The organism is Streptomyces sp. NPDC051051, assembly GCF_040682975.1.
GTDB lineage: Bacteria > Actinomycetota > Actinomycetes > Streptomycetales > Streptomycetaceae > Streptomyces.
Genome location: NZ_JBFBCB010000027.1, coordinates 46,153 through 68,342, shown reverse-complemented (window position 1 = coordinate 68,342; position 22,190 = coordinate 46,153). Strand labels below are relative to the sequence as shown.

Genomic DNA, 22,190 nt, shown 5'->3' with positions numbered 1-22,190 from the left:
CTCTCACGCCACGCACGTCGTGCCGGAGGCATCTCTGGCGTCACGTCGGAAAAGGACGGTCCGCCCGCACAGGATGAGTTCTCCTCCCCGCTCGCGCAACGGTGGCCGTCCCCGCGCGCCGGGGCGGTCGCGTCAGGCCAGCGTGATCGAGTCGCCGCTCACGCTGATCGGCACCTCGGGCAGGGACTTCGTCGCCGGGCCGCTCTTGACGCTGCCGTCGGTGATGGAGAAGTTGCTGTTGTGGCAGGGGCAGTTGATGACCCCGTCGGCGATGCTCTTCACCGCGCAGCCCTGGTGCGTGCACACCGCCGAGTAGGCCTTGTACTCACCCGCCGTCGGCTGCACGACGACCACCTTCTGGTCGGCGAACACCTTCCCGCCGCCCTCGGGGATGTCCGCGGTCGTCGTCAGGGCCGCACCCGCCGCGGCCCCGCCGCCGGTGCTCGCGGACCCGGAACCGCCGGTGGCGCCGGCCGCTCCCGAGGAGTCCGCCGAAGCGGACGGGTCGTCGTCGGAGCCTCCGCACGCGGTCAGCGCGACGGCGAGCCCCGCGGCTCCGGCGGCCGCCACGACGGTGCGGCGGGCGGGTCCCGAGGCGGGGTGGAACGATGCGCTGGTCATGCTGGGGTTCCCTTCGGGCGGATTCGACGGTGTGCCGAGAGGTACGGGCCGCGGGTGCCGCCCGTTCAGCGGCGGTCGAGCCCGTTCGGGCGGTGTCGAGATCCTGACCCGTTCGGGATGAGCGGGGCGTGAGCCACAGCTGTCGCGGAGCTGTCGGCCGGGCCCCGCGGGCCCGCGCGACCCCGGTAGCCTGGGGCGATGCTGAAGGAAGTCATCGCGACCCGTTTCATCACGCCCCTGCGTGAGGGCGGCTCGCTGCCGGGCCTCGTCGAGGCCGACGACCTCGCCGCCTACGTCCTGAAGTTCACCGGCGCCGGACAGGGCCGCAAGACACTCGTCGCCGAGGTCGTCTGCGGAGAGCTCGCCCGCCGCCTGGGACTGAGGGTGCCGCGCCTGGTCACCGTGGAGCTGGACGCCGTGCTGGGGCTCGGCGAACCCGAACAGCAGGTGCAGGACCTCCTCCGGTCCAGCGGCGGCACCAACCTCGGCATGGACTTCCTGTCCGGAGCCCTCGGCTTCGACCCGCTCGCCTTCCCGGTCGACCCCGCCGAAGCCGGGCGGATCGTCTGGTTCGACGCGCTGGTCAACAACGTCGACCGCTCCTGGCGCAACCCCAACCTGCTGGTGCACCGCGGCGACCTGTGGCTCATCGACCACGGCGCCACCATGATCTGGCACCACAACTGGCCCTCCGCCGAGGCCTCCGCGGCCCGCCCCTACGACGCCACCGACCACGCCCTCGCCCGCTTCCGCCCGGACGTCGAGGCCGCCGCGACCGAGCTGGCCCCCCTGATCACCGCCGATCTCCTCACCGAGGTCACCGCCGAGATCCCCGACGTCTGGCTGACCGACGAGCCCGGCTTCGACACCCCGGACGCGCTCCGGCGTGCCTACGCGGCACCCCTCCTCGCGCGCGCCGCCGTCATCCACGAACGCATCGAGAGGGACCGGTGAACGAGCGCCACATCATCAGGGCCAGCGAGGCCAACGAGCGGGACGTCTACGAGTACGCCCTGCTGCGGGTCGTGCCCCGCGTCGAGCGCGGCGAGTGCATCAACGCCGGCGTGCTCGTCTACTGCCGGGCCCAGGGCTACGTCGGCGCCCGCACCCACCTCGACGAGGCCCGGCTGCTGGCGCTGGACCCGGACGCGGACGTGGCCGGGGTGCGCGCCGCGCTGCGCGCCGTGGAGAACGTGTGCGGCGGCGGCGAGGCGGCCGGACAGGCGGAGCACGACGACGCCGGGCGGCGGTTCCGCTGGCTGATCGCCCCCCGCTCGACGGTCGTCCAGCCGGGGCCCGTGCACACCGGGCTCACCACCGATCCCGCGGCCGAGACCGACCGCCTGCTGGACCTCCTGGTGAGGTGAGCGGCCGGGTGATGAATCACACCGCCCCCGTGTGGCGTTGACACCGGATGCCAAGGCTTCTAGCGTCACGTCTGCCGAAGGTACTAAGCGGTCGCTCACCGAGTCGACGGTGATCAGGACGGTCGCTCCCCACACGGACGTACATTCTCGAGGGCGAGGAGAAGCAGCAATGTCCACCACAGAGCAGCGGGTCGCAGTAGTCACGGGCGCGGCGCGCGGCATCGGTGCCGCCACCGCCGTACGGCTGGCCGCCGAGGGCCGCGCGGTCGCGGTGATCGACCTCGACGAGGCCGCCTGCAAGGACACCGTCGAGAAGATCACCGCGGCGGGCGGCCGGGCGATCGCGGTCGGTGCCGACGTCTCCGACGAGGCCCAGGTCGAGGCGGCCGTCGCGCGCGTCGTCGAGGAACTGGGCGCCCCGACGATCCTCGTCAACAACGCGGGTGTGCTCCGCGACAACCTGCTGTTCAAGATGAGCGCCGGCGACTGGGACACGGTGCTCAACGTGCACCTGCGCGGCTCGTTCCTGATGACCAAGGCGGTCCAGAAGCACATGGTCGACGCCGGCTTCGGCCGGATCGTCAACCTCTCCTCGTCCTCCGCGCTCGGCAACCGGGGCCAGGCCAACTACTCCGCCGCCAAGGCCGGTCTGCAGGGCTTCACCAAGACCCTCGCCATCGAGCTGGGCAAGTTCGGCATCACCGCCAACGCCGTCGCCCCGGGCTTCATCGCCACCGACATGACGGCCGCGACCGCCGCCCGCGTCGGCATGGGCTTCGAGGAGTTCAAGGCCGCCGCCGCCACCCAGATCCCGGTGGCGCGCGTCGGTGAGCCCGGCGACATCGCCAACGCGATCGCGTTCTTCACGGGCGAGGCCGCCGGTTTCGTCTCCGGCCAGGTGCTGTACGTCGCCGGCGGACCGCTCAACTAGACCACCAGGGATCACGGACATGACTGAACTGCCCGCACTCTCCGGCAAGGTCGCCCTCGTCACGGGCGCCAGCCGCGGCATCGGCTACGGCGTCGCCGAGGCGCTCGTCGCCCGCGGCGACCGGGTCTGCATCACCGGACGCAACGAGGACGCCCTCAAGGAGGCCGTCGACAAGCTCGGCGCCGACCGCGTCATCGGTGTCGCAGGCAAGGCCCACGACGAGGCGCACCAGGCGATCGCCGTCGAGCGCACGATGGAGGCCTTCGGCCGCGTCGACCACCTGATCAACAACGCCGGTACGAATCCGGTGTTCGGGCCGATCGCCGACCTCGACCTGAACGTGGCGCGCAAGGTGTTCGAGACCAACGTGATCTCGGCGCTCGGCTTCGCCCAGCGCACCTGGCACGCCTGGCAGAAGGACAACGGCGGCGCCATCGTCAACATCGCCTCCGTCGCGGGCCTCGCGCCCTCGCCCTTCATCGGGGCGTACGGCGTGAGCAAGGCCGCGATGATCAACCTGACGCAGCAGCTGGCGCACGAGTTCGCGCCGAAGGTGCGGGTCAACGCCATCGCCCCGGCCGTGGTGAAGACCAAGTTCGCGCAGGCCCTGTACGAGGGCCGGGAGGCCGAGGCGGCCGCCGCCTACCCGCTGGCCCGGCTCGGCGTGCCCTCCGACATCGGGGGCGCCGCCGCGTTCCTCACCTCGGAGCAGTCGGACTGGGTCACCGGTCAGACCCTCGTCGTCGACGGCGGCATGTTCCTCAACGCCGGCGTGGCCTGACGAGACCCCGCCGTACCCGCCGTACGGGCGCCGCCTCCGACACCGGAAGCGGCGCCCGTACGGCCGTGGAAACGTCGCACAGTGTCATGACAACGTCGTCATTCGCCGTGATCCATAACGTGATGTTTGGAGCGGGTTCAGCCGGCGTGGCGCTGCGGTATGGTCTGCCAACCCTTGGCATGGCAGATCGAGGAGCGTGCGCGTGTTCAACCGGAACCGATCCTTGCAGCAGGTCGCGGCGATCGTGTCCATATCCCTGGTGGCCGGATGCAGCCTCCTGGGAGAGGAAGGCTCCGACGACGCCGGGCCGATCGTCGTGGGCACCACGAGTGCCCCCAGCACGCTGGACCCCGCCGCCGCCTGGGACGGCTCCTGGGAGCTGTTCCGCAACGTCTACCAGACGCTGCTGTCGTACCCCAACGGAACGACGACGCCCCAGCCCGACGCCGCCACCTGCGAGTTCACCGACCGCACCAGCCGGACGTACCGCTGCGAACTGCGCGAGGGCCTCTCCTTCTCCAACGGGGACAAGCTCGACGCGCAGGCCGTGAAGTACACCTTCGACCGGATCCTCGCCATCAACGCGCCCACCGGCCCCGCGGGACTGCTCGGCAGCCTCGACCGGGTCGAGGCCGTCGGCGACCGCGAGGTCGTCTTCCGGCTGAACAAGCCCGACGCCACTTTCCCCTTCGTGCTCGCCACTCCCGGCATGTCCCTCGTCGCCCCGGACGACTACCCGGCCAAGGCGGTGCGCGAGGGCGACGGCATCGTCGGTTCCGGCCCGTACGACCTGAAGGCCTACAAGGAGGGCGACCGGGCGGAGCTCGTCCGCAACGACCGCTACAAGGGCGCCGCCGACCGCAAGAACGGCGCCGTGACCATCCGCTACTTCCAGGACTCCGCCGAGATGGTCAAGGCCCTGCGGGCCAAGCGGATCGACATCACCTACCAAGGGCTCGCCGCCGACGACATCGTCGCCCTGGAGAACAAGAGCGCCGAGAACGAGGGCCTCCAGCTCGTCGAGGGCGCCGCCACCAACATCAACTACCTGGTGTTCAACCCCAAGGACAAGTGGTCGGACAAGCTCGCCGTGCGCCGGGCCGTCGCCCAGGTCGTCGACCGGGCCGCGCTCGCCCACAAGGTCTACAAGGACACCGTCGACCCGCTGTACTCGATGGTCCCCAAGGGTCTGACCGGCCACACCACCGGCTTCTTCGACGACTTCGGCGACCCCGACCCGGACAAGGCCCGCTCGATCCTCGACGACGCCGGCATCACCGCCCCCGTGCCGCTCACCCTCTGGTACACCACCGACCGCTACGGCTCCGACACCGCCCTGGAGTTCAAGGAGATCAAGACCCAGCTGGAGGCCTCGGGCCTGTTCGAGGTCACCCTCAAGAGCCGCCCCTGGAAGACCTATGTGGTGGGCTACCAGAAGGGTGAGTACCCGGTGTTCGGGCGCGGCTGGGCCCCCGACTTCCCGGACGCCGACAACTTCATCGCCCCCTTCGTCGGCGAGCAGAACGCGCTCGGCACGCCCTACCCGGCGAAGGAGATCACCCAGGTGCTGCTGCCCCGCTCCCGCCAGGAGAGCGACCGCGCCAACGTGGTGAAGGACTTCCAGGAGGCCCAGCAGATCCTCGTCGACGACGCCCGGCTGCTGCCGCTGTGGCAGGGCAAGCAGTACATCGCCGCGAACGAGGACGTCTCCGGCGGGGAGCGGTCGCTGGACCCGTCGACGATCATGATGGTGTGGGAGCTGTCCCGCAAGACCAGCTGGTAGGCGTGCCGCGGACGCCGTTGTCAGTGGTCACCTGTAGGTTCTGTGCCCGGTAAGTGACCGCACGACGGAGGACGTTGACGTGACCGACATCGCCATGCTGCCCGAGACCTGGCGCGGGGTCCTGGGCGACGAGCTGGAGCAGCCCTACTTCAAGGAGCTGACGGAGTTCGTCGAGGAGGAGCGGGCGAAGGGTCCCGTCTACCCCCCGCGTGAGGAGGTTTTCGCCGCGCTCGACGCGACGCCGTACGACCGGGTGAAGGTCCTGATCCTCGGCCAGGACCCCTACCACGGCGAGGGCCAGGGACACGGCCTGTGCTTCTCGGTGCGGCCCGGGGTGAAGATCCCGCCGTCGCTGCGCAACATCTACAAGGAGATGCACGCCGAGCTGGGCACCCCCGTCCCGGACAACGGCTACCTGATGCCGTGGGCCCGGCAGGGCGTGCTGCTGCTCAACGCGGTCCTCACGGTGCGCGCCGGTGAGGCCAACTCGCACAAGGGCAAGGGCTGGGAGAGGTTCACCGACGCGGTGATCCGGGCCGTGGCCGAGCGGCCCGACCCGGCGGTCTTCGTCCTGTGGGGGAACTACGCGCAGAAGAAGCTGCCCCTGATCGACGAGACCCGGCACGTGGTGGTGAAGGGCGCGCACCCCTCACCGCTGTCGGCGAAGAAGTTCTTCGGCTCCCGTCCGTTCACGCAGATCAACGAGGCGGTGGCCCGGCAGGGCCACGAGCCGATCGACTGGACGGTGCCGAACCTGACCTGATCCCCACCGGGCCGGTCCCCCCGGCGGACCGGCCCGGTGCCGCCTGACCGGGATCTCCGGTGCCTGCGGTTAGCGTCTTCGCAACAACGCAAGGAGGGTTCGTGGCGGAGCATCGGCAGGAACAGGCGGCGCCGGACGCCGTGCTGACCCGGATCGGGCAGCTGGTGATGCTGCACCACGGGGGAGACCGGGAGGAGGCCAGGCGGCGCCTGCTGGAGCTGTGGGAGGAGCTGGGCGAGGAGGGCGACGCGCTGCACCGCTGCACGGTCGCCCACTACCTCGCCGACACCCAGGACGACCCCTTCGACGAACTGGCCTGGGACCTGAGAGCGCTGACCGCGGCCGAGGAGCACGAGCGGGCGCCCGCCGTGCGGGCGCTGTACCCCTCGCTCCACCTCAACCTCGCGGCGGACTACGTCAAACTCGGCCGTACGGAAGCCGCCCGCACCCATGTGCGCAAGGCCCGCAGAGCGGCCCGGGGACTCGGCGACGACACCTACGGCGACGGCGTGCGGGCGGCCATCAGCAGGATGGAGCTGCGGCTGGGGGAGGGCGGTCAGGACCACCTCCGGTCCGAGTAGGCGGGACGGCGGGGTCTCAACGCCCGTAGGTGCCCTCGCAGATCACGGACTCCGGGCTGCCCGGCCGCCAGCCCCCGTACTTCCGGCCGAGGTCGCACACATCGGCGTTCCCGCGCGCCCCCTCCTTCCCGTCGGGGACCTCGGCGCGCGGCTGCGCGGGGCGACGGCGTTCCGGCCGGGCCGGTCCCGGGCGCGCCGGGGCCGGCGGGCGGTGGCGGGCGGACGGAGGCTGCGCGGCGGGCGCCGCGGGCGCGGTCCGCCGTGGTGACGCCGGTGTGCTCGGCTCCCGCCCGGGCTCCGTCCCGACCATCTCCAGAGCCTCCCGGGCCGGTGCCTGCACCTCCTGTGTCCCGGTCCGTCCGTCGGGCCGTGGCAGGGACGGCTGGGCCGGGCCCGCGGGCGGGCGGGGTACGGGCGGGTACCGGACGGTCACGCATCCGGCGAGGGCCGTGACGGCCACGGTCACCAGAAGCGTTGCGGTAGTCGTCGTTCGCTGCACCCGCGTCACTCTGCTGGCTCCGGCGCGCCGAGGCACGGCGCACCGGCGGAGGATGCCCCACACGGGTGATCCCGTACCCCTCAGGGAGGACGCGCGGTGGCCGGGGGTGACGTGACGTCAGTCGCCGGTGACGCCGTCGATCCGCTCGCGCAGCAGATCGGCGTGGCCGTTGTGCCGCGCGTACTCCTCGATCATGTGCGTGTGGATCCAGCGCAGGCTGAACGGCTCCCCGGTGAACCGGCTCCTGCCGCGGGAGAGGTCGTCCAGCCCGAAGCCGGCCGCGTTGCGCCGGGCGATCGCGATCTCGGCCTGCCAGGAGGCGTACGCCTCCTGCCAGGTGTCCTGCTCGGTGAGGTGGAAGTCGCCGTCGCGGTCCTCGTCGCTGTAGTGGATCGGGCCGGCCTCGTCGCCCGTGAGGACCCTGCGGAACCAGCCGCGCTCCACGTCCGCCATGTGCCGCACCAGCCCCATCAGGGACAGTTCGGAGGGGGGCACGGACGCGGTGCGGAGCTGGGCGTCGGTGAGGCCCTCGCACTTCCACGCGAGGGTCCGCCGGTGGTAGTCCAGCCAGCCTTCCAGCATGGTGCGTTCGTCGGCGTTCTGGGCGGGTTCGGTGCGCTCGGTCGTCATGCCCGCATGGTCGCCCGGCCGGCCCCTTTGCCACCACACGTTTTCCGCCGGGCAGAGGTCGGCGGGCGAGGGGCCGGCGGTTCCCGCAGCCCGGACCGGTCTCTCCGGGCCGGGGACCCGGCGCCCGCGCGGCTCGGAGGGCTCGCGGCTCGGCCCGCCGGGCCGCTCCCCAGGCCCTCGGCAGACGCCGCCCGCCTCCCACCACGGCCGCCTCGGCGGCGCCGGCCGCACGATGCTCCCGCGGCTCGCCCGACCCGCGACCAGGCCGGCGTGTACGCCGTCGTCCCCGCCGGGCGTCACACCGGCCGCCCCGCCCGCCCGCCCGGCTGCCTCTCCGGGCGCATCCCGCGTCCGCCCGGCCCTCGTCGCCGTACGCAACGGCGACCCGGCGACCCGGCGACCCGCCGCCCCGGGCCCCTGCCGCGCGGGCCTCGGCGGGAGCGCCCGCCGGACGCCGCCGAGGGCCCCGTATGCTGCCGTGCAGGCAGGCGCGGACCAGCAGTGAAGGAGCCCCCGTGAAGGTCGGCTGCATCGGACTCGGCGACATCGCGCAGAAGGCGTATCTGCCGGTGCTCGGCGCGCTGCCCGGCATCGAACTCCATCTCCAGACGCGCACCCCGGCCACCCTCGACCGGATCGCCGACAGCCTGCGCCTGCCGGCCGGGCGACGCCACCGCGACCTCGACGCGCTGCTCGCCCAGGGCCTGGACGCCGCTTTCGTGCACGCCCCCACCGCCGTCCACCCCGAGATCGTCACACGGCTCCTGGAAGCGGGTGTCCCGACCTACGTCGACAAGCCGCTGGCGTACGACCTCGCCGACTCCGAGCGGCTCGTCGCGCTCGCGGAGGAGCGCGGGACCAGCCTGGCCGTGGGCTTCAACCGGCGGTTCGCCCCCGGGTACGCGCAGTGCGCCGACCACCCGCGCGAGCTGATCCTGATGCAGAAGAACCGCGTCGGCCTGCCCGAGGAGGCGCGGGCGATGGTCCTCGACGACTTCATCCACGTCGTCGACACCCTGCGCTTCCTCGCCCCGGGACCGGTCGAGGACGTGACCGTGCGGGCCCGCGCCGAGGCCGGGCTGCTGCACCACGTCGTCCTCCAGCTCTCCGGTGACGGCTTCACCGCGCTCGGGGTGATGAACCGGCTCAGCGGCTCCAACGAGGAGATCCTGGAGGTGTCCGGCCAGGACACCAAGCGCCAGGTGGTCAACCTCGCCGAGGTGATCGACCACAAGGGGCAGCCGACCGTGCGGCGGCGCGGCGACTGGGTGCCGGTGGCCCGCCAGCGCGGCATCGAGCAGGCGGTGCTGGCCTTCCTCGACGCCGTCCGCGCGGGAAGGACGCTCAGCGCCCGGGACGCGCTGGCGACTCACGAACTGTGCGAGCGGGTGGTCCGAGCGGTGCGGGAGCGTTCCGGCGCGGCCTGACCGCCCGCGCCCCCTCCACCAGGCCGAGTCCGAGGAGGACGAGCAGGGCGGCGTGGACCGGCCAGTCGCCGAAGCGGACGTACGGGGTGACACCGTCCGCGAGCGGCACCTCGTAGACGGCGGCGGTGCTCGCGTCCGTCCCCAGCCGCGGGCCGAGCCGCCCGCCGCTCGCGTCGTACACCGCCGAGACACCCGTCAGCGTCGCGTGCACGAAGGGGCGGCCGGTCTCCGCGGCCCGCAGGGCGCCCAGCGAGGCGTGCTGCGCGGGGGCCCAGCTGTTCTGGAACGTCGACGTCGACGACTCGCCCACCAGGACGCCCGTGCCGTCCTCGACGAGATGGCGGCTCATGTCGGGGAACGCCGTCTCGAAGCACACCAGCGGGCCGATGCGCAGGCCCGCCCCGGTGTTCATCACGACCTGCTCCGTGCCGCGCCGCCGGTCCTCGCCGGCCGCCTTGCCGACGGACGTGGCCCAGCCCAGCAGCGACCGGGCGGGGACGTACTCACCGAACGGCACCAGCCGCATCTTGTCGTACCGGTCGCCGGTCGGTCCGTCCGGTCCGACCAGGACCGAACTCTTGTAGATGCCGGGCCGGTCGGACCGGCGGGCGTCCACGTTGACCAGGATGTCGGCGCCGGTCGCGCGCGACAGCGCGGCCAGCCGGCGCGCCAGGTCGGGACGGTCGGCCAGGTCGTGGCCGACGCTGCTCTCGCCCCAGACGATCAGATCGACGTCCTGCCCGACGAGCCGCCGGGTCAGCTGCTCCTCCCGGTCGAAACGGTGCTCGGGCCCGTCGACGACACCGGCCTGTACGACGGCTATCCGCGCCTGTCCGTCGGTCTCCGGCCGCGGCGACCACACCCATGCGGCGGAGGTCGCGGCGGCCGTCGCCACCAGGCCGGCGACGGCCGGCACCCGGTGCGCCGGCACCGCGACGAGCAGGGCGAGGGCGACGTTCACCGCCACCACCAGGAAGCTCAGCAGCCACACCCCGCCGACGGACGCCAGCCGCAGCGCCGGCTCCACCTGCCACTGGCCGGCCCCGAGCACACCCCACGGCCCGCCCAGCCCCTGCCAGGAACGGACCAGCTCCACGGCCAGCCAGCCCGAGGGCAGCACCAGCAGCGCGGCTGCGGCCCGGCCCCGCGAGGGCACCCCGCCGAGGAACCGGCGCACCAGCCAGCCCCACGGCGCCCACAGCGCGCCCAACAGGGCGGCGAGGACCAGCGTGAAGACGTGCAGGCTCGGCAGCAGCCACACGTGCATGGACAGCATGAACCCGAACCCGCCGGCCCAGCCGTCGTACAGGGCCCGCCTCCCCGTGGGCGCCGAACGCGCCAGCAGGAGCCAGGGGACCAGCGCGGCGTACGCCCACCACCACAGGCCGGGCGCCGGGAAGGACGGGACGGGCAGCGCGCCTGCCAGGGCCACGAGGGCCGAGCGCCGCCACGGGGAGGAGAGCCAGTGACCGAACGTCTTCATACGGCACCTCCCTACCCCGTGGTCGCTCCAGTGTGCGCGTCCGGGGCGATCTCCGACCAGATGGTCTCCGGCGGACGGGGAGCCGTCCGGTCAGCCGGTGATGTCCCGGCCCGGCAGCCGGCGCCACTTCTCCCGCACCACCACCTCGCGCACCCGCCAGCCGTCCTCCGTCCGCAGCAGTTCGAAGGCGTACCGGCCGCCGCACACGAGGTCCGGCGGCCCGGCGGCCCCCTCCTCCCCGCCCGCCAGCCGCATCGGGTTCACGTAGTCGGCCTGGACCCGGGCGGTGTCGCCCAGGTCCTGTTCCAGGATCCCGAAGCGCAGCCGGCGGTTGACGATCAGATGCTGGCGCATCGAGAACATCCGCATGCTTTCCTCCAGCCAGGCGGCGACCTTCCCCACCTCTCCCTCGATGCCGCCGGCCGAGCGGTGGTCCACCCGCCCGTCGGAAGTGAACAAGGCCCGGTAGGCCGCCCAGTCGCCGTCGTCGACGGCGACCGCGTAGTCGGTGATCAGACCGTCGACGGCCAGGCGGTCCATCACGGCCGCGAGCTCCACACGCTGCGTCATGGCCCGAGTGTCGGGCCTGGCGGGCGCGGCGCCAAGGGCCGTGCGGGTACGTCCGCCCGATCGGCGCGGCGCGAAGCGCCGAAGTCCTTACGGCAGGAACCGGGCCGGGCGGGTCCGTGCCCCCGCGCAGCCCTGACCGGCGTATCCCCGAGCGGCGTACCCATAGGGTGAGTTCCATGTCTGACACGTTGAGTTCCACGAGGACCCGCGCCGCGCTCCGCGCGTCGGCGCGCATATCCGTCGAGTTGTTGCTGCTCCTCGTGGGGCTCGCGGTCGCACTGTGGCTGTTGGGACAGATGTGGTCGATCGTGTGGCCGCTCGTCGTCGGCCTGTTCCTGACCACCCTGACCTGGCCCCCGACGCGCTACCTGCGCCGGCGCGGCTGGCCGCCCGCCCTCGCCGCGTCGCTGGTGACCGTCCTGTTCCTGCTGGTCGCCGCGGGCATCGTGGCGCTGATCGCGATACCGGTGGCCTCCCAGTCCGGGGAGCTGACCGACGGGGTGGTCGAAGGCCTGCAGAGGGTGCGCGAATGGGCCGCCGGGCCGCCGCTGAACATCGGCGACGACCAGATCACCAAGGCCTTCGACACCGGAGTCGCCCGCGCCCAGGACGGCCTGGGGAGCATGGTCACCGCCGTCGTCACGGGAGTGAGCACGGTGATCGACGGTCTGGTCACCGCGGTCCTGGCGATCTTCCTGATGTTCTTCTTCCTCAAGGACGGCCCCCGGTTCCTGCCCTGGCTGGCCCGCCAGCTGCCCGGCCGGTTCGCCACGGACGTCCCGACGGTGGCCGCCCGCAGCTGGGACACGCTGGGCGCGTTCGTCCGGTCGCAGGCGGTCGTCGGTCTGCTCGACGCGGTGCTCATCGGCCTCGGGCTGTGGATCCTGGACGTGCCGCTGGTGCTTCCGCTGGCGGTGCTGACCTTCGTCTCCGCGTTCGTGCCGATCGTGGGCGCGCTGTTCGCCGGATTCGTCGCCGTCCTCATCGCGCTGGTCTCCAACGGTCTGACGGACGCGCTGATCGTGCTGGCCATCATCGTCGTGGTGCAGCAGCTGGAGGGCAACGTCTTCCAGCCGATGATCCAGAGCCGGGGGCTCGGCCTGCACGCGGCGGTGGTCCTGCTGGCGGTGACGCTCGGCGGCAGCCTCGCCGGGATCGTCGGCAGCCTGCTCTCGGTGCCGGTCGCGGCATTGCTCGCGGTGATCTGGAACTACGTGCGCGAGCAACTCGGCGACCCGGCCGAGGAGCCGGGGGCGGACGAGGCGCACGACGGGGCCGTGGTGCCGTCGTAGCGCCCTCGCCGGGGAAGGCGCCGGGAAGGGGGCGGCGCGGCGCACCGCCGACCCGGTCGGGGGAGCGCCCGGCCGGTCGGGCAGGGGTCAGGGCGAGGGCCCGGCCGGGAGACGCGCCGCGGCGGGGCCGGCCTCAGGCCGCCCTGACGACCTCTCCGCGGACGGCCGCGGCCCACTCGACCACCAACAGCTCGTACTCCGCCCGCTCCTGGGCCGACAGCGACCCGCCCGCGCGCAGCCACAGAGCCCGGATCTGCTCGTTCAACTCGGCGGCAGACCGCACGGAACCAGGGGCTAATGAACTCGGGGACATGCGCAACAGCCTAGGCGCAAGCACTGACACTGCGCTACCGGGTGGCTACGCAATCCCTATGGGCTTGGTCACGGGCCGCGTTCCCCGCGCGGGGGCGGTGTTTTCGGCCGGGGCGAAGGGGCGAAGGAACGGCGGCCTGCCGGTGCCCTGCCCGGCAACTTCACGCGTAGTACTCTCGCCGAAGTGGTCCGATGACGCGCCGGGAGGGTGTCCATGGCGAGACGGAACGACGAGCGGCGCGCCGCCCTGGTGGATGCCGCGATCGAGGTGCTGGCCCGGGAGGGAGCCCGAGGCCTGACCTTCCGGGCGGTGGACGCCGAGGCCGCCGTGCCCGTCGGCACCGCGTCCAACTACTTCGCCAACCGCGACGACCTGCTCACCCAGGCCGGCGCCCGCGTCTACGAGCGGCTCCAGCCCGACGAGGCCACGCTCGCCCGGCAGCGCACGGCCGGCCGCGACCGGGAGACGTACGCGGAGCTGATGCGTGAACTGGTCGGCCGCGTCGCCTCGTTCCGCACCGGCTACCTCGCCCTGCTCGAACTGCGCCTCGAGGCCACCCGCCGCCCCGAACTGCGCAAGGTCCTCACCGAGCGGGTCCGGGCCGACGTCGAGGGGAACGTCGCCTATCACGAGGCCTCCGGGCTCCCCGGGGACGCCATGGCCGTCAAGCTGCTCATTCTGGCGCTGAACTGGCTGATCGTGGAGCAGCTCACCCTGCCGGACGTCTTCACGGCGGCGGAGCGCGAAGAACTGGTGGCGGCGGCGGTCGACCGGATCGTGGCGGCCGACTAGGACGGTCCCACTGCCCGCGGCCGGGATCGCCCCGGCCGGTCGCGGAACGGCTGTACCGGGGCGGCGCGGGTCGACTGCCGCCCGGGCGGGGTCAGCCCGCCGACTCCGCCGCGTGCGGGCTCAGGACGCCCATCGCGACGAGGGCGATGATCACGATGCCGAGGACCACGCGGTAGTACACGAACGGCATGAACGACTTGGTGCTGATGAACTTCATGAACCAGGCGATGACGGCGTATCCGGACGCGAACGCGATGACCGTCGCGAACCCCGTCGGCCCCCAGGCCACGTGGCCGCCCTCCATGGCGTCCTTCAGCTCGAAGACGCCGGAGGCCAGCACCGCCGGGATGGCGAGCAGGAACGAGTAGCGGGCCGCGGCCTCACGCTTGTAGCCCATGAACAGGCCGCCGCTGATCGTGGCGCCGGAACGGGAGACGCCCGGGATGAGGGCGCAGGCCTGGCAGAGGCCGAAGATCAGGCCGTCCTTGACGCCCAGGTTCTCCAGGCCCTTGCGCTGCTTGGGCGCCCGGTGCCGGCCGCCGTTCTCGTCGCGGGCGGCCAGCCGGTCGGCGATGCCGATGACGATGCCGACGACCACGAGCATCGTCGCGGTGATCCGCAGGTCGCGGAACGGGCCCTCGATCTGGTCCTTGAGGGTGACGCCGAGGACGCCGATCGGGATCGAGCCGACGATCACCAGCCAGCCCATCTGGGCGTCGTGGTCCTTGCGCATCGTCTTGTCGAAGAGCGACCTGGTCCACGCGGAGATGATCCGCCCGATGTCCTTGCGGAAGTAGATCAGCACCGCGGCTTCCGTGCCGATCTGCGTGATCGCCGTGAAGGCCGCCCCGGGGTCCTCCCATCCGGAGAAGGCCGCGGTCAGCCGCAGGTGCGCGCTGGAGGAGACGGGGAGGAACTCGGTCAGCCCCTGGACGAGTCCGAGGATGAGAGATTCAAACCAAGACATGAGGTTACGGAGTCCAAGTGCCGATCGGAGAGGGCGACGGACACGGCGAGCCGCCGCGCGCGGTGATCAGGTGATCAAGTGATGTGCCGGAGGCAGCGTAGCGCCCCCGGGTGACAGGCCCGGCACAGGGGTTTCGAAGAGGGGTGCGCAGGGGAAGCGCGCACGGCGGTCGAACAGGGCGTATGTGTTGACCGGCCCGGGGGCCGCCGCTTACGTTGCTGCCGAGGGAAAGCGCTTGCTACGGCGGTTGCCGTGCTTGCCGCTCTCGTTCCCGCTGCCGGGCCGTTCGTCGGAGGAGTGCTGATCACGCCCATGTCCCCATCCCCTCCGCTCGCCGGTCGCCGCATCCGCGCCGCCGTCATCGGCACCGGTGCCATCGCCCGCGGCTCCCATCTGCCGGCGCTCGCCCAGCTCGCGGCGGAAGGCCAGACCGAGGTCGTCGCGGCGGTCGACATCGACGCCGGCGCGGTCGAGGCCTTCTGTGCGGAGGGCAGGATTCCGCACGCCTACACCGATCTGGAGCGGATGCTCGCGGAGCAGCGCCCCGACCTGGTGACGATCTGCACCCCGCCGACCCTGCACCGCGAGCAGAGCGTCGCCGCGCTGCGGGCGGGAGCCTGGGTGTGGTGCGAGAAGCCGCCCGTGCCGACCCTCGCCGACTACGACGCCGTGATGGCCGAGGAGGGGGACGCCGGGGGGCCGTACGCCTCGATCGTCTTCCAGCACCGGTTCGGGTCCGGTTCCGATCACGTACGGCGGCTGCTCGCCGAGCGGGCGATGGGGCGGCCGCTCGTCGCCCACTGCCAGACGACCTGGTACCGAGACACCGCCTACTACGCCGTTCCCTGGCGCGGGCGCTGGCGGACCGAGGGCGGCGGTCCCGCGATGGGCCACGGCATCCACCAGATGGACCTGCTGCTCGATCTGCTCGGACCGTGGAGCGAGGTGCGGGCCATGGCCGGCCGGCTCGTCCACGACGTGGAGACCGAGGACGTGTCCACCGCCCTGGTCCGGTTCGAGAACGGCGCCATGGCCACGATCGTGAACAGCGTCCTCAGTCCCGACGAGGTCAGCCGGATCCGCGTGGACTGCGAGCACGCCACCGTCGAGCTGACCCATCTCTACGGCCACGGCAACGACAACTGGCGGATCACCCCGGCACGGGACGTCCCCGCGGAACGGGCGGCGGCCTGGCAGGACTTCGGCGCGGACGTGCCCAGTTCGCACCTGGCCCAGCTGCGGGCGCTCGTCGCCGGCATGCGGGCGGGGGAGCGGCCGCGCAGCAGCGGCGCCGACGGGCGCACCAGCCTGGAACTGATCAGCGCCCTGTACAAGTCGGCGTTCACGGACGTGACGGTGAGGCGGGGCGAGATCGGGCCCGGCGACCCGTTCTACACGGCCCTGCACGGGGGCGCTCCCGGCTGGGCACCCGTCGTCACGCCCGCCGCCGGGCCGGCCGCTCCCGCCGCCGGGCCGGCCGCTCCCGCCGCCGGGCCGGCCGGGGAGTCCGCCATGACTCCGGTGGCTCCGGCCGCCCCGGTCGGCAGCCGGGAGGGGTCGGCATGACCGGGCTCCGCCTCGTCCACGCCCACGGCGACCGCGTCACCGTGACCGACTCCGCCAGCGGCGTCGAACTGCTCGCGTACGTCTACCGGCCCGAGGCAGCCTGGGAGGCGCCGAAGCCGTACATCCACCCGTTGCGCACCCTGGCGGGCGATGTCGTCACCGACTACCGGCCCAACGACCACCGCTGGCACAAGGGGCTGTCGCTGACCGCCTCCCACCTCTCGGGCGCCAACCTGTGGGGCGGCAACAGTTACGTGCACGGTGAGGGGTATCTCGCACTCCCGGAGCGCGTCGGCTCGATGGCGCACGTCGGCTTCGACGAGGTCACGGCGGACGGTGACCGGGTCGTCCTCGCCGAGCGGCTGACCTGGCATCCGTACGGCGGGGAGCTGTGGGCGGAGGAGCGGCGCCGGATCGAGGTGCACGACGTGGACCGGGCCGCCGGTTCCTGGGCGCTGACCTGGAGCAGCGCGATCACCAACCGCCGGGAGGAGCCGCTGCGGTTCGGCAGTCCGACCACCGCCGGACGGGAGATGGCCGGCTACACGGGCCTGTTCTGGCGCGGTCCGCGCGCCTTCCGCGACGGCCGGATCATCGGCCCCGACGGTGAGGGGCCCGCACTGATGGGCACGCAGGGCCCCTGGCTCGCGCTGTCCGGCGAGCACGACGGCACCGACGGGCACGCCACGGTCGTCTTCGCGCACGCCCCCGAGAACGACCAGTCCGGCGACGCCGGGTCCCATCCCGCGCACTGGTTCGTCCGCAACGAGCCCTTCGCGGGCCTGGCCCCGTCCTGGGCCTTCCACGACGAACTGGAACTGGCCCCCGGCGACACCCTCACCCGCCGCTACCGGGTGGTGGTGGCGGACGGCGCCTGGGAGCGGAAGGAGATCGCCGAGTACCTGGCGGCGCATCCCTGGTGAGCGGGGTCCGGTCCCCGTCGGTCGTCCGAACCGCGTCGGGGGCCGGCACATCCGGTGCCTCTCGTGCCTCTCGTGCCTCTCGTGCCTCTCGTGCGGATCGTGCCGGGCTCGCGAGGTCCGGTCCACGCGGAAACGCCTGACGACTTCCGGCAGAAGGGCGCCTCTTCCCCCTGACCGTCGGGGCGGGCGGAACGTCGAGGCCCGTGGGAGGAGGCTCCCGCCCCTGCCGCCCCGGGGTCCGCCCGGCTCCTCGTGGCGTCGTACGGACATGGACTCCCGGAGTCGGGGCAGGCGCGATGGCATGCAGGTACATCAGGCGTATGCCACGGCCCACGGCGGGACCGGACCGACGGTCGGGGCCTCACAGCGGCGCACCGGGGGAAGGCACCGCCGCTCCGAACGGCGATGGGGCCGCTGGCACCGCAGGCTTCTGGCCTACCGCAGCATCGAACTGCTGGTGTCCCCCGCGCCGGAAACGGCGGGTGAGGAATGCCTGCTGCTGGTGCACATCCGCAAGGTGGTCGGGCGGGTGACCTACCGGTCCTGCGGCGAGTGCGCCCAGGGCGTGATCACCAACATGGTTCTCGACGAACCCTTCCGCGACAGCGGACTGGGCACCAGGGCACTGTCACATCTGAAGTCCCAGTACCCGGACATCACCTGGCGCACCACGCTCGACAAGCGTCTCACCCGTGATCTGCTGCGCCGGATGCGCATCCCCGGAACAGCCGCCGCAGGCCCCTGCCCCCACGCCCGGTCTGCTCCCGCCACCGCGGGCTGAGAGCGACGCCGCAGGGGCCCGCGCGCCCGGTCGCTCAGGTCGCCTCAGTAGACGCTCAGGCCGTACGCCGACAGCCACTCGGCCACCGGCTGGTAGTAGGTGAACCCTCCCGAGCCGCAGTTCCCGCTGCTGCCGACGATGATGCCGAGGGCCGTGCCGCCCGAGAAAGCCGGACCGCCGGTGTCTCCGGGTTCGGAACAGACGGTGGACCGGAACAGTCCGTACACGGTGCCCCCGCCGTAGTCGACGGTGACGTTCACGGCCTGGACGGTCCCGCAGCGGTGTCCGGTGGTCCGTCCGACGTGGCAGACCGACTGCCCGACGACGGGGTTCGCCGCGCCGGTGATGTCGCGGGTGCCGGCGCCGGCACCCAGCGAGACCTCGCCCGGGTAGGCGACCGCCGTGTTCGTGTACCGGACGCTCGCGTAGTCGTTGCCCGGGAAGCTGACTCCCGCGGTGACGCCGACGACGACGGTCAGGGCGGCGTCGGCGTACCAGGTACGGGCGTCCTGGGCGCACCGGCCCGAAACGAGCGCGTACAGCGCGGATCCGGAGCGGGCGTTGAAGCCCACGGTGCAACGGGTGCCGGTGCTGTAGAGGGTGTCGCCCCCGCGCACCGCGGCAGCCGCCCGTTGACCCGCTCGCTCCTCGGCACGGGCGGCCGGTCCGATGGCGGCGGACCAGCCGAGGAGCAGCGCCAGCACGACGACGGCCCGGACGACGGTTCGGAGGGGGCTTTCGGTACGCAGGGGACTCACGGCGACCTCCTATGACATGTGCCTGACATTGTGGGTCTTCCGGACCCGGACGGTCAGACCGAAAGCCGCCAACCGCAGAGGCGGAGCACGTGGACGGGGCGCCGCCTCCGAGCGTCCTGACGTGCGAGTCGTCGATCACCGCCCTGGACCGGTCCGGTGCGGAAGCGCCGTTCCGCCGGGCGTGGTCAGGCGGCCGCCGGACCCGCCACCGTCCAGCCGGGGGCCTGGGGGTGGGCCGAGATGTCCTCGTGGTGGACCGGGGCGCCGCAGGCCGTGCAGGTGACCACGGGGACCATCTCGTGGCCGCAGACGTGCTCGACGACCATGGGGCGGTCGTCGTCCGCGCGGAGGTGGCGGTCGCCCCACGCCATGAGCGTCAGCAGGACCGGTTCCAGTTCGAGCCCCGCCCGGGTGGGCCGGTACTCGAAGCGCTGCGGGCGCTCGCTGTACGCGCGCTTGGTCAGGATCCCCGCGTCCACCAGGCGGCGCAGCCGGGTGGCCAGGATGTCGCGCGGGGCGCCGATGTTGCGCACCAACTGGTCGAAACGGCCGTTGCCCAGGCACACCTCCCGCAGGACGAGCAGGGAGTGCTTCTCGCCGACCAGCGCCAGGGCGTCGGCGATGGAACAGGGACGCGGGTCTTTGGTGGAGGCGGCCATGCCGCCCAGTCTAGAGGAGGGTTGGATTTCCCAACTTGCGGGTTTGATTTTCCAACTCACGACGCTATGGTGAGTTCGGATTTCCTACTCACCGGTAATCGCCGTGCCCGGCGACCGGTCACCGCCCGGCGGCCAAGGAGGCCCGCACATGCGTGACGCAGTCATCGTCGAAGCCGTACGCACCCCCATCGGCAAGGGCAAGCCGAACGGCTCTCTCGCCCACGTCCACCCCGTCGAACTCCTCGCCCACACCCTGCGCACCCTCGTCGAGCGCTCCGGCGTCGACCCCGCGCTCATCGACGACGTCATCGGCGGCACCGTCGACCAGGTCGGCGAGCAGGCCATGAACACCACCCGGTACGCCGCCCTGTCGGCGGGCTTCCCGGAGGCGGTGCCCGCGACCACGGTGGACCGGCAGTGCGGCTCCTCCCAGCAGGCCGTGCACTTCGCGGCGCAGGGCGTCATCTCCGGCGCCTACGACCTCGTCGTGGCCTGCGGCGTGGAGTCGATGAGCCGGGTGCCGATGTGGTCCAACGTGCCGTCCGGCAAGGACCCCTTCGGTCCGGGCGTCGCCGAGCGCTACCCGCAGGGTCTGGTCCCGCAGGGCATCAGTGCCGAACTCATCGCCGCGAAGTGGTCGATCACGCGCGAGCGGATGGACGCCTTCGCCGTCTCCTCGCACCGCAAGGCGGCCGAGGCCTGGCAGAAGGGCCTGTTCGACGCCGAGGTCGCGCCCCTCGACGGTGTCTCGCGCGACGAGTGCGTCCGTCCGGACACCGACCCGGACGTGCTGGCGGGGCTCCGGCCCGCCTACCACGACCCCGCCTTCGCGGAGCGCTTCCCGCAGATCGAGTGGAACGTCACCGCGGGCAACGCCAGCCCGGTCAACGACGGCGCCTCGGCCGTGCTGATCACGTCCGGCGACACCGCCGCCCGCCTCGGCCTGCGCCCGCTGGCCCGCCTGCACAGCTTCGCCGTGACCGGTTCCGACCCGCTGCTGATGCTCACCGGAGTCGTCCCGGCGACCGAGAAGGTCCTGCGCCGGGCGGGCCTGCGCCTGGACGACATCGACCTGTTCGAGGTCAACGAGGCCTTCGCCGCCGTCGTACTCGCCTGGGCGCAGGAGACCGGCGCCGACCTGCGCGAGGTCAACGTGCGCGGGGGCGCGATCGCGCTCGGCCACCCCCTGGGCGCGAGCGGTACCCGGCTGACGACGACCCTGGTCCACGCCATGCGCGAACGCGGAGCCCGCTACGCCCTCCAGACGATGTGCGAGGCGGGTGGTCTCGCCAACGCGATGATCCTCGAGGGCCTCTGACACGCGACGCGTCCCTCACACGAACGCGTCTGACACGCGGAGGCGTCCGACATGCGGGCGCCTCGGCAGGACGGACGCCGGTGCCCGCGTGGGCCTGGGCGGCGGCGCGGGTGGTGGTGCGGGCGGGCTCAGCGGCGGCGCAGGTGGTGGCGTTTGCGCCAGGCGACCACCGCGCCCGCCGCCGCGGGCAGGGCGATGACCGCCATCGAGACCAGGAAGAGGGGCGAGGTCGGGGACGAGGCGCTCGCTCCGGCGACGACGTACGCGGTCGTGTTCGGGATCGAACCGAGCGCGGTCGCGGCCAGGAACGGCAGCCAGCCCATGCGGGAGACGGCGGCGCAGTAGTTCGCCGCCCAGAACGGCACCCCCGGGAACAGCCGGGCCGCCAGCATCGACCGCAGTCCGTGCCGGCTCAACTGGCCGTCCGCCGCCTTCAGCAGCCGCCCCCGCAACAGGGGCCGCAGCGCGTCCTGGCCGAGGATCCGGCCGAGACCGAAGGCGAGCCCAGCGCCCAGCACCGTGCCCGTCAGCGCCGCGCCGGTCCCCAGCTGCGAGCCGAACAGCGCTCCGGCGGCCAGGTTCAGCAAGGGGCGCGGCACGAACGCCACCGTGCACAGGCCGTACGCCGCCGCGAACACCGACGCCGCGGCGAATCCGCCCAATTGGGGCGGCCAGCCCTCCGAGAGGAGCCGCTGCGGCTCGAACAGCAGCACGCTCGACGCGGCCGCCGTGAGAAGCGCGACCAGGAGCGAGAACCGCGCCCACGGCGAGAGCAGCGTTCTCGTGCAGCGTGCGGCGAACCCCGTGGGCGTCGGGGCGACGACGGGCAGGGGGACGAGCGGTACGGGGACGACCAGCTCAGTGGCGGTGGCCCGGGGAGAGGCCGTGGCGGTGCCCCCAGAGCGGGTGTGGGCATCGAGCATCCGGCGACACTAACCGAAGGACGGGTGTGATCGCCGTATGGTCCGTCTCATGACCGTCACGGGAGCGGAGGCGGCGGAGGCACCGCCCGGCGCTCTCGCCGGCACCGTCCTGGAGCGGCCGGCCGCCGGGCACGGGGCCGCGGCCGATCCCGCGAGGCGCTGAGGAACACCAGGCGTGGGCCGGGCCGCTCGGGCCGGCCAGGGTCCTCCCGTCCCGCCCGCCCGGGGAAAACCGTTCGACACCGGTTCCGCCGTCGGCGAGGATCGGCCCCATGTTCCGGTACGCCTTCCTCCTCGCGGCATCCGCAGTCGCGGATGCGCCGAAGGCTGCCGTTCCCGTTCTCGCGGCCGCTGTCGACGGCGCCCGAAGCTGACCCTCTCCGGATCGACCGGCGGACCCCGCAGGGGGAGGGTCGGCGAGTTCCTCGGGGTCCCCGTCCCGGCCGGCGCGTCCTTCGCCGC

23 protein-coding genes are annotated in these 22,190 nt (G+C 72.7%); 14 read left to right on the top strand and 9 right to left on the bottom strand.

The genetic code is table 11. The features are described from left to right. Window positions 1–132: 132 nt before the first annotated feature. The gene (locus AB0N31_RS21220) at window positions 133–621 is read right to left on the bottom strand and encodes a Rieske (2Fe-2S) protein (protein ID WP_366059926.1); all 489 of its coding nucleotides are present in this window, start codon (window positions 619–621) and stop codon (window positions 133–135) included. Between the two features lie 198 nt (window positions 622–819). Between AB0N31_RS21220 and AB0N31_RS21215 the strand changes: the two genes are divergently transcribed. From AB0N31_RS21215 to AB0N31_RS21185, 7 genes are all read left to right on the top strand, one after another. Next, window positions 820–1,575, top strand: a complete 756-nt coding sequence (locus AB0N31_RS21215) for a HipA family kinase (RefSeq protein WP_366059925.1) — start codon at window positions 820–822, stop codon at window positions 1,573–1,575. Then, on the top strand, window positions 1,572–1,988 hold the full coding sequence (locus AB0N31_RS21210; protein ID WP_366059924.1) for a DUF3037 domain-containing protein: 417 nt from the start codon (window positions 1,572–1,574) through the stop codon (window positions 1,986–1,988). The genes AB0N31_RS21215 and AB0N31_RS21210 overlap by 4 nt, the downstream gene beginning before the upstream one ends. A gap of 169 nt (window positions 1,989–2,157) precedes the next feature. After that, window positions 2,158–2,919: a 3-oxoacyl-ACP reductase FabG gene (gene fabG, locus AB0N31_RS21205; RefSeq protein WP_366059923.1), complete on the top strand. Its 762-nt coding sequence runs from the start codon at window positions 2,158–2,160 to the stop codon at window positions 2,917–2,919. Window positions 2,920–2,938: 19 nt separating this feature from the next. Beyond that, window positions 2,939–3,700: an SDR family oxidoreductase gene (locus AB0N31_RS21200; RefSeq protein ID WP_366059922.1), complete on the top strand. Its 762-nt coding sequence runs from the start codon at window positions 2,939–2,941 to the stop codon at window positions 3,698–3,700. A 202-nt stretch (window positions 3,701–3,902) separates the two neighbouring features. After that, window positions 3,903–5,483 (top strand): ABC transporter substrate-binding protein, encoded by a 1,581-nt coding sequence (locus AB0N31_RS21195; RefSeq protein ID WP_366059921.1) that lies wholly within the window; start codon window positions 3,903–3,905, stop codon window positions 5,481–5,483. A gap of 79 nt (window positions 5,484–5,562) precedes the next feature. Continuing rightward, window positions 5,563–6,246, top strand: coding sequence for a uracil-DNA glycosylase (ung, locus tag AB0N31_RS21190; protein ID WP_366059920.1), 684 nt, complete (start codon window positions 5,563–5,565; stop codon window positions 6,244–6,246). A gap of 101 nt (window positions 6,247–6,347) precedes the next feature. Then, window positions 6,348–6,827, top strand: a complete 480-nt coding sequence (locus AB0N31_RS21185) for a hypothetical protein (protein ID WP_366059919.1) — start codon at window positions 6,348–6,350, stop codon at window positions 6,825–6,827. A 616-nt stretch (window positions 6,828–7,443) separates the two neighbouring features. Here the strand turns inward: AB0N31_RS21185 and AB0N31_RS21180 are convergent. Next, window positions 7,444–7,956: a DinB family protein gene (locus tag AB0N31_RS21180; RefSeq protein ID WP_366059918.1), complete on the bottom strand. Its 513-nt coding sequence runs from the start codon at window positions 7,954–7,956 to the stop codon at window positions 7,444–7,446. Window positions 7,957–8,471: 515 nt separating this feature from the next. Between AB0N31_RS21180 and AB0N31_RS21175 the strand changes: the two genes are divergently transcribed. Further along, window positions 8,472–9,383: a Gfo/Idh/MocA family oxidoreductase gene (locus AB0N31_RS21175; protein ID WP_366059917.1), complete on the top strand. Its 912-nt coding sequence runs from the start codon at window positions 8,472–8,474 to the stop codon at window positions 9,381–9,383. Here the strand turns inward: AB0N31_RS21175 and lnt are convergent. Together lnt and AB0N31_RS21165 are read right to left on the bottom strand one after the other, a co-directional pair. Continuing rightward, a complete protein-coding gene (lnt, locus tag AB0N31_RS21170; protein ID WP_366059916.1) occupies window positions 9,301–10,866 on the bottom strand; it encodes an apolipoprotein N-acyltransferase in 1,566 nt (521 codons plus the stop codon). The genes AB0N31_RS21175 and lnt overlap by 83 nt on opposite strands. A 90-nt stretch (window positions 10,867–10,956) precedes the next feature. Then, complete coding sequence (locus tag AB0N31_RS21165) at window positions 10,957–11,436, bottom strand: nuclear transport factor 2 family protein (RefSeq protein ID WP_366059915.1); 480 nt, start codon at window positions 11,434–11,436, stop codon at window positions 10,957–10,959. A gap of 176 nt (window positions 11,437–11,612) precedes the next feature. On the opposite strand from AB0N31_RS21165, the gene AB0N31_RS21160 reads away from it, so the two are divergent. Then, window positions 11,613–12,728 carry an AI-2E family transporter gene (locus AB0N31_RS21160; protein WP_366059914.1) on the top strand — a complete coding sequence of 372 codons (1,116 nt, stop codon included), beginning with the start codon at window positions 11,613–11,615 and terminating at the stop codon, window positions 12,726–12,728. A 133-nt stretch (window positions 12,729–12,861) separates the two neighbouring features. On the opposite strand, the gene AB0N31_RS21155 is transcribed toward AB0N31_RS21160, so the two are convergent. Further along, window positions 12,862–13,041 carry a hypothetical protein gene (locus AB0N31_RS21155; protein WP_366059913.1) on the bottom strand — a complete coding sequence of 60 codons (180 nt, stop codon included), beginning with the start codon at window positions 13,039–13,041 and terminating at the stop codon, window positions 12,862–12,864. A gap of 213 nt (window positions 13,042–13,254) precedes the next feature. On the opposite strand from AB0N31_RS21155, the gene AB0N31_RS21150 reads away from it, so the two are divergent. Then, window positions 13,255–13,833 carry a TetR family transcriptional regulator gene (locus tag AB0N31_RS21150; protein WP_366059912.1) on the top strand — a complete coding sequence of 193 codons (579 nt, stop codon included), beginning with the start codon at window positions 13,255–13,257 and terminating at the stop codon, window positions 13,831–13,833. A 91-nt stretch (window positions 13,834–13,924) separates the two neighbouring features. Here the strand turns inward: AB0N31_RS21150 and AB0N31_RS21145 are convergent, their stop codons facing one another. Then, entirely contained in the window at window positions 13,925–14,800 is an 876-nt protein-coding gene (locus AB0N31_RS21145) for an undecaprenyl-diphosphate phosphatase (protein ID WP_366059911.1), read from the bottom strand. A gap of 312 nt (window positions 14,801–15,112) precedes the next feature. Here AB0N31_RS21145 and AB0N31_RS21140 point away from each other — a divergent pair, with 312 nt between their 5' ends. From AB0N31_RS21140 to AB0N31_RS21130, 3 genes are all read left to right on the top strand, one after another. Continuing rightward, window positions 15,113–16,366, top strand: coding sequence for a Gfo/Idh/MocA family oxidoreductase (locus AB0N31_RS21140; RefSeq protein ID WP_366059910.1), 1,254 nt, complete (start codon window positions 15,113–15,115; stop codon window positions 16,364–16,366). Further along, window positions 16,363–17,289 carry a PmoA family protein gene (locus AB0N31_RS21135; RefSeq protein ID WP_366059909.1) on the top strand — a complete coding sequence of 309 codons (927 nt, stop codon included), beginning with the start codon at window positions 16,363–16,365 and terminating at the stop codon, window positions 17,287–17,289. The genes AB0N31_RS21140 and AB0N31_RS21135 overlap by 4 nt, the downstream gene beginning before the upstream one ends. Window positions 17,290–17,590: 301 nt before the next feature. Continuing rightward, entirely contained in the window at window positions 17,591–18,070 is a 480-nt protein-coding gene (locus AB0N31_RS21130) for a hypothetical protein (protein WP_366059907.1), read from the top strand. Window positions 18,071–18,114: 44 nt separating this feature from the next. Here the strand turns inward: AB0N31_RS21130 and AB0N31_RS21125 are convergent, their stop codons facing one another. Both AB0N31_RS21125 and AB0N31_RS21120 read right to left on the bottom strand, forming a co-directional pair. Then, the gene (locus tag AB0N31_RS21125; protein ID WP_366059906.1) at window positions 18,115–18,828 is read right to left on the bottom strand and encodes a S1 family peptidase; all 714 of its coding nucleotides are present in this window, start codon (window positions 18,826–18,828) and stop codon (window positions 18,115–18,117) included. A gap of 185 nt (window positions 18,829–19,013) precedes the next feature. Continuing rightward, a complete protein-coding gene (locus AB0N31_RS21120) occupies window positions 19,014–19,487 on the bottom strand; it encodes a helix-turn-helix domain-containing protein (RefSeq protein ID WP_366059905.1) in 474 nt (157 codons plus the stop codon). Between the two features lie 148 nt (window positions 19,488–19,635). Between AB0N31_RS21120 and AB0N31_RS21115 the strand changes: the two genes are divergently transcribed. Further along, entirely contained in the window at window positions 19,636–20,805 is a 1,170-nt protein-coding gene (locus AB0N31_RS21115) for a thiolase family protein (protein WP_366059904.1), read from the top strand. Window positions 20,806–20,933: 128 nt separating this feature from the next. On the opposite strand, the gene AB0N31_RS21110 is transcribed toward AB0N31_RS21115, so the two are convergent. After that, on the bottom strand, window positions 20,934–21,728 hold the full coding sequence (locus AB0N31_RS21110) for a TVP38/TMEM64 family protein (protein WP_366059903.1): 795 nt from the start codon (window positions 21,726–21,728) through the stop codon (window positions 20,934–20,936). Between the last annotated feature and the right edge of the window lie 462 nt (window positions 21,729–22,190).

Excerpts from the sequence above, each read along its gene's own strand:
- AB0N31_RS21155 (WP_366059913.1), bottom strand. The coding sequence starts at position 13,041 with ATGTCCCCGAGTTCATTAGCCCCTGGTTCCGTGCGGTCTGCCGCCGAG.
- AB0N31_RS21140 (WP_366059910.1), top strand. The coding sequence starts at position 15,113 with ATGTCCCCATCCCCTCCGCTCGCCGGTCGCCGCATCCGCGCCGCCGTC.
- AB0N31_RS21150 (WP_366059912.1), top strand. The coding sequence starts at position 13,255 with ATGGCGAGACGGAACGACGAGCGGCGCGCCGCCCTGGTGGATGCCGCG.
- AB0N31_RS21160 (WP_366059914.1), top strand. The coding sequence starts at position 11,613 with ATGTCTGACACGTTGAGTTCCACGAGGACCCGCGCCGCGCTCCGCGCG.
- AB0N31_RS21200 (WP_366059922.1), top strand. The coding sequence starts at position 2,939 with ATGACTGAACTGCCCGCACTCTCCGGCAAGGTCGCCCTCGTCACGGGC.
- fabG (WP_366059923.1), top strand. The coding sequence starts at position 2,158 with ATGTCCACCACAGAGCAGCGGGTCGCAGTAGTCACGGGCGCGGCGCGC.
- AB0N31_RS21130 (WP_366059907.1), top strand. The coding sequence starts at position 17,591 with ATGCAGGTACATCAGGCGTATGCCACGGCCCACGGCGGGACCGGACCG.
- AB0N31_RS21115 (WP_366059904.1), top strand. The coding sequence starts at position 19,636 with ATGCGTGACGCAGTCATCGTCGAAGCCGTACGCACCCCCATCGGCAAG.
- AB0N31_RS21135 (WP_366059909.1), top strand. The coding sequence starts at position 16,363 with ATGACCGGGCTCCGCCTCGTCCACGCCCACGGCGACCGCGTCACCGTG.
- AB0N31_RS21110 (WP_366059903.1), bottom strand. The coding sequence starts at position 21,728 with ATGCTCGATGCCCACACCCGCTCTGGGGGCACCGCCACGGCCTCTCCC.
- AB0N31_RS21215 (WP_366059925.1), top strand. The coding sequence starts at position 820 with ATGCTGAAGGAAGTCATCGCGACCCGTTTCATCACGCCCCTGCGTGAG.
- AB0N31_RS21145 (WP_366059911.1), bottom strand. The coding sequence starts at position 14,800 with ATGTCTTGGTTTGAATCTCTCATCCTCGGACTCGTCCAGGGGCTGACC.
- AB0N31_RS21165 (WP_366059915.1), bottom strand. The coding sequence starts at position 11,436 with ATGACGCAGCGTGTGGAGCTCGCGGCCGTGATGGACCGCCTGGCCGTC.
- lnt (WP_366059916.1), bottom strand. The coding sequence starts at position 10,866 with ATGAAGACGTTCGGTCACTGGCTCTCCTCCCCGTGGCGGCGCTCGGCC.
- AB0N31_RS21180 (WP_366059918.1), bottom strand. The coding sequence starts at position 7,956 with ATGACGACCGAGCGCACCGAACCCGCCCAGAACGCCGACGAACGCACC.
- AB0N31_RS21220 (WP_366059926.1), bottom strand. The coding sequence starts at position 621 with ATGACCAGCGCATCGTTCCACCCCGCCTCGGGACCCGCCCGCCGCACC.
- AB0N31_RS21120 (WP_366059905.1), bottom strand. The coding sequence starts at position 19,487 with ATGGCCGCCTCCACCAAAGACCCGCGTCCCTGTTCCATCGCCGACGCC.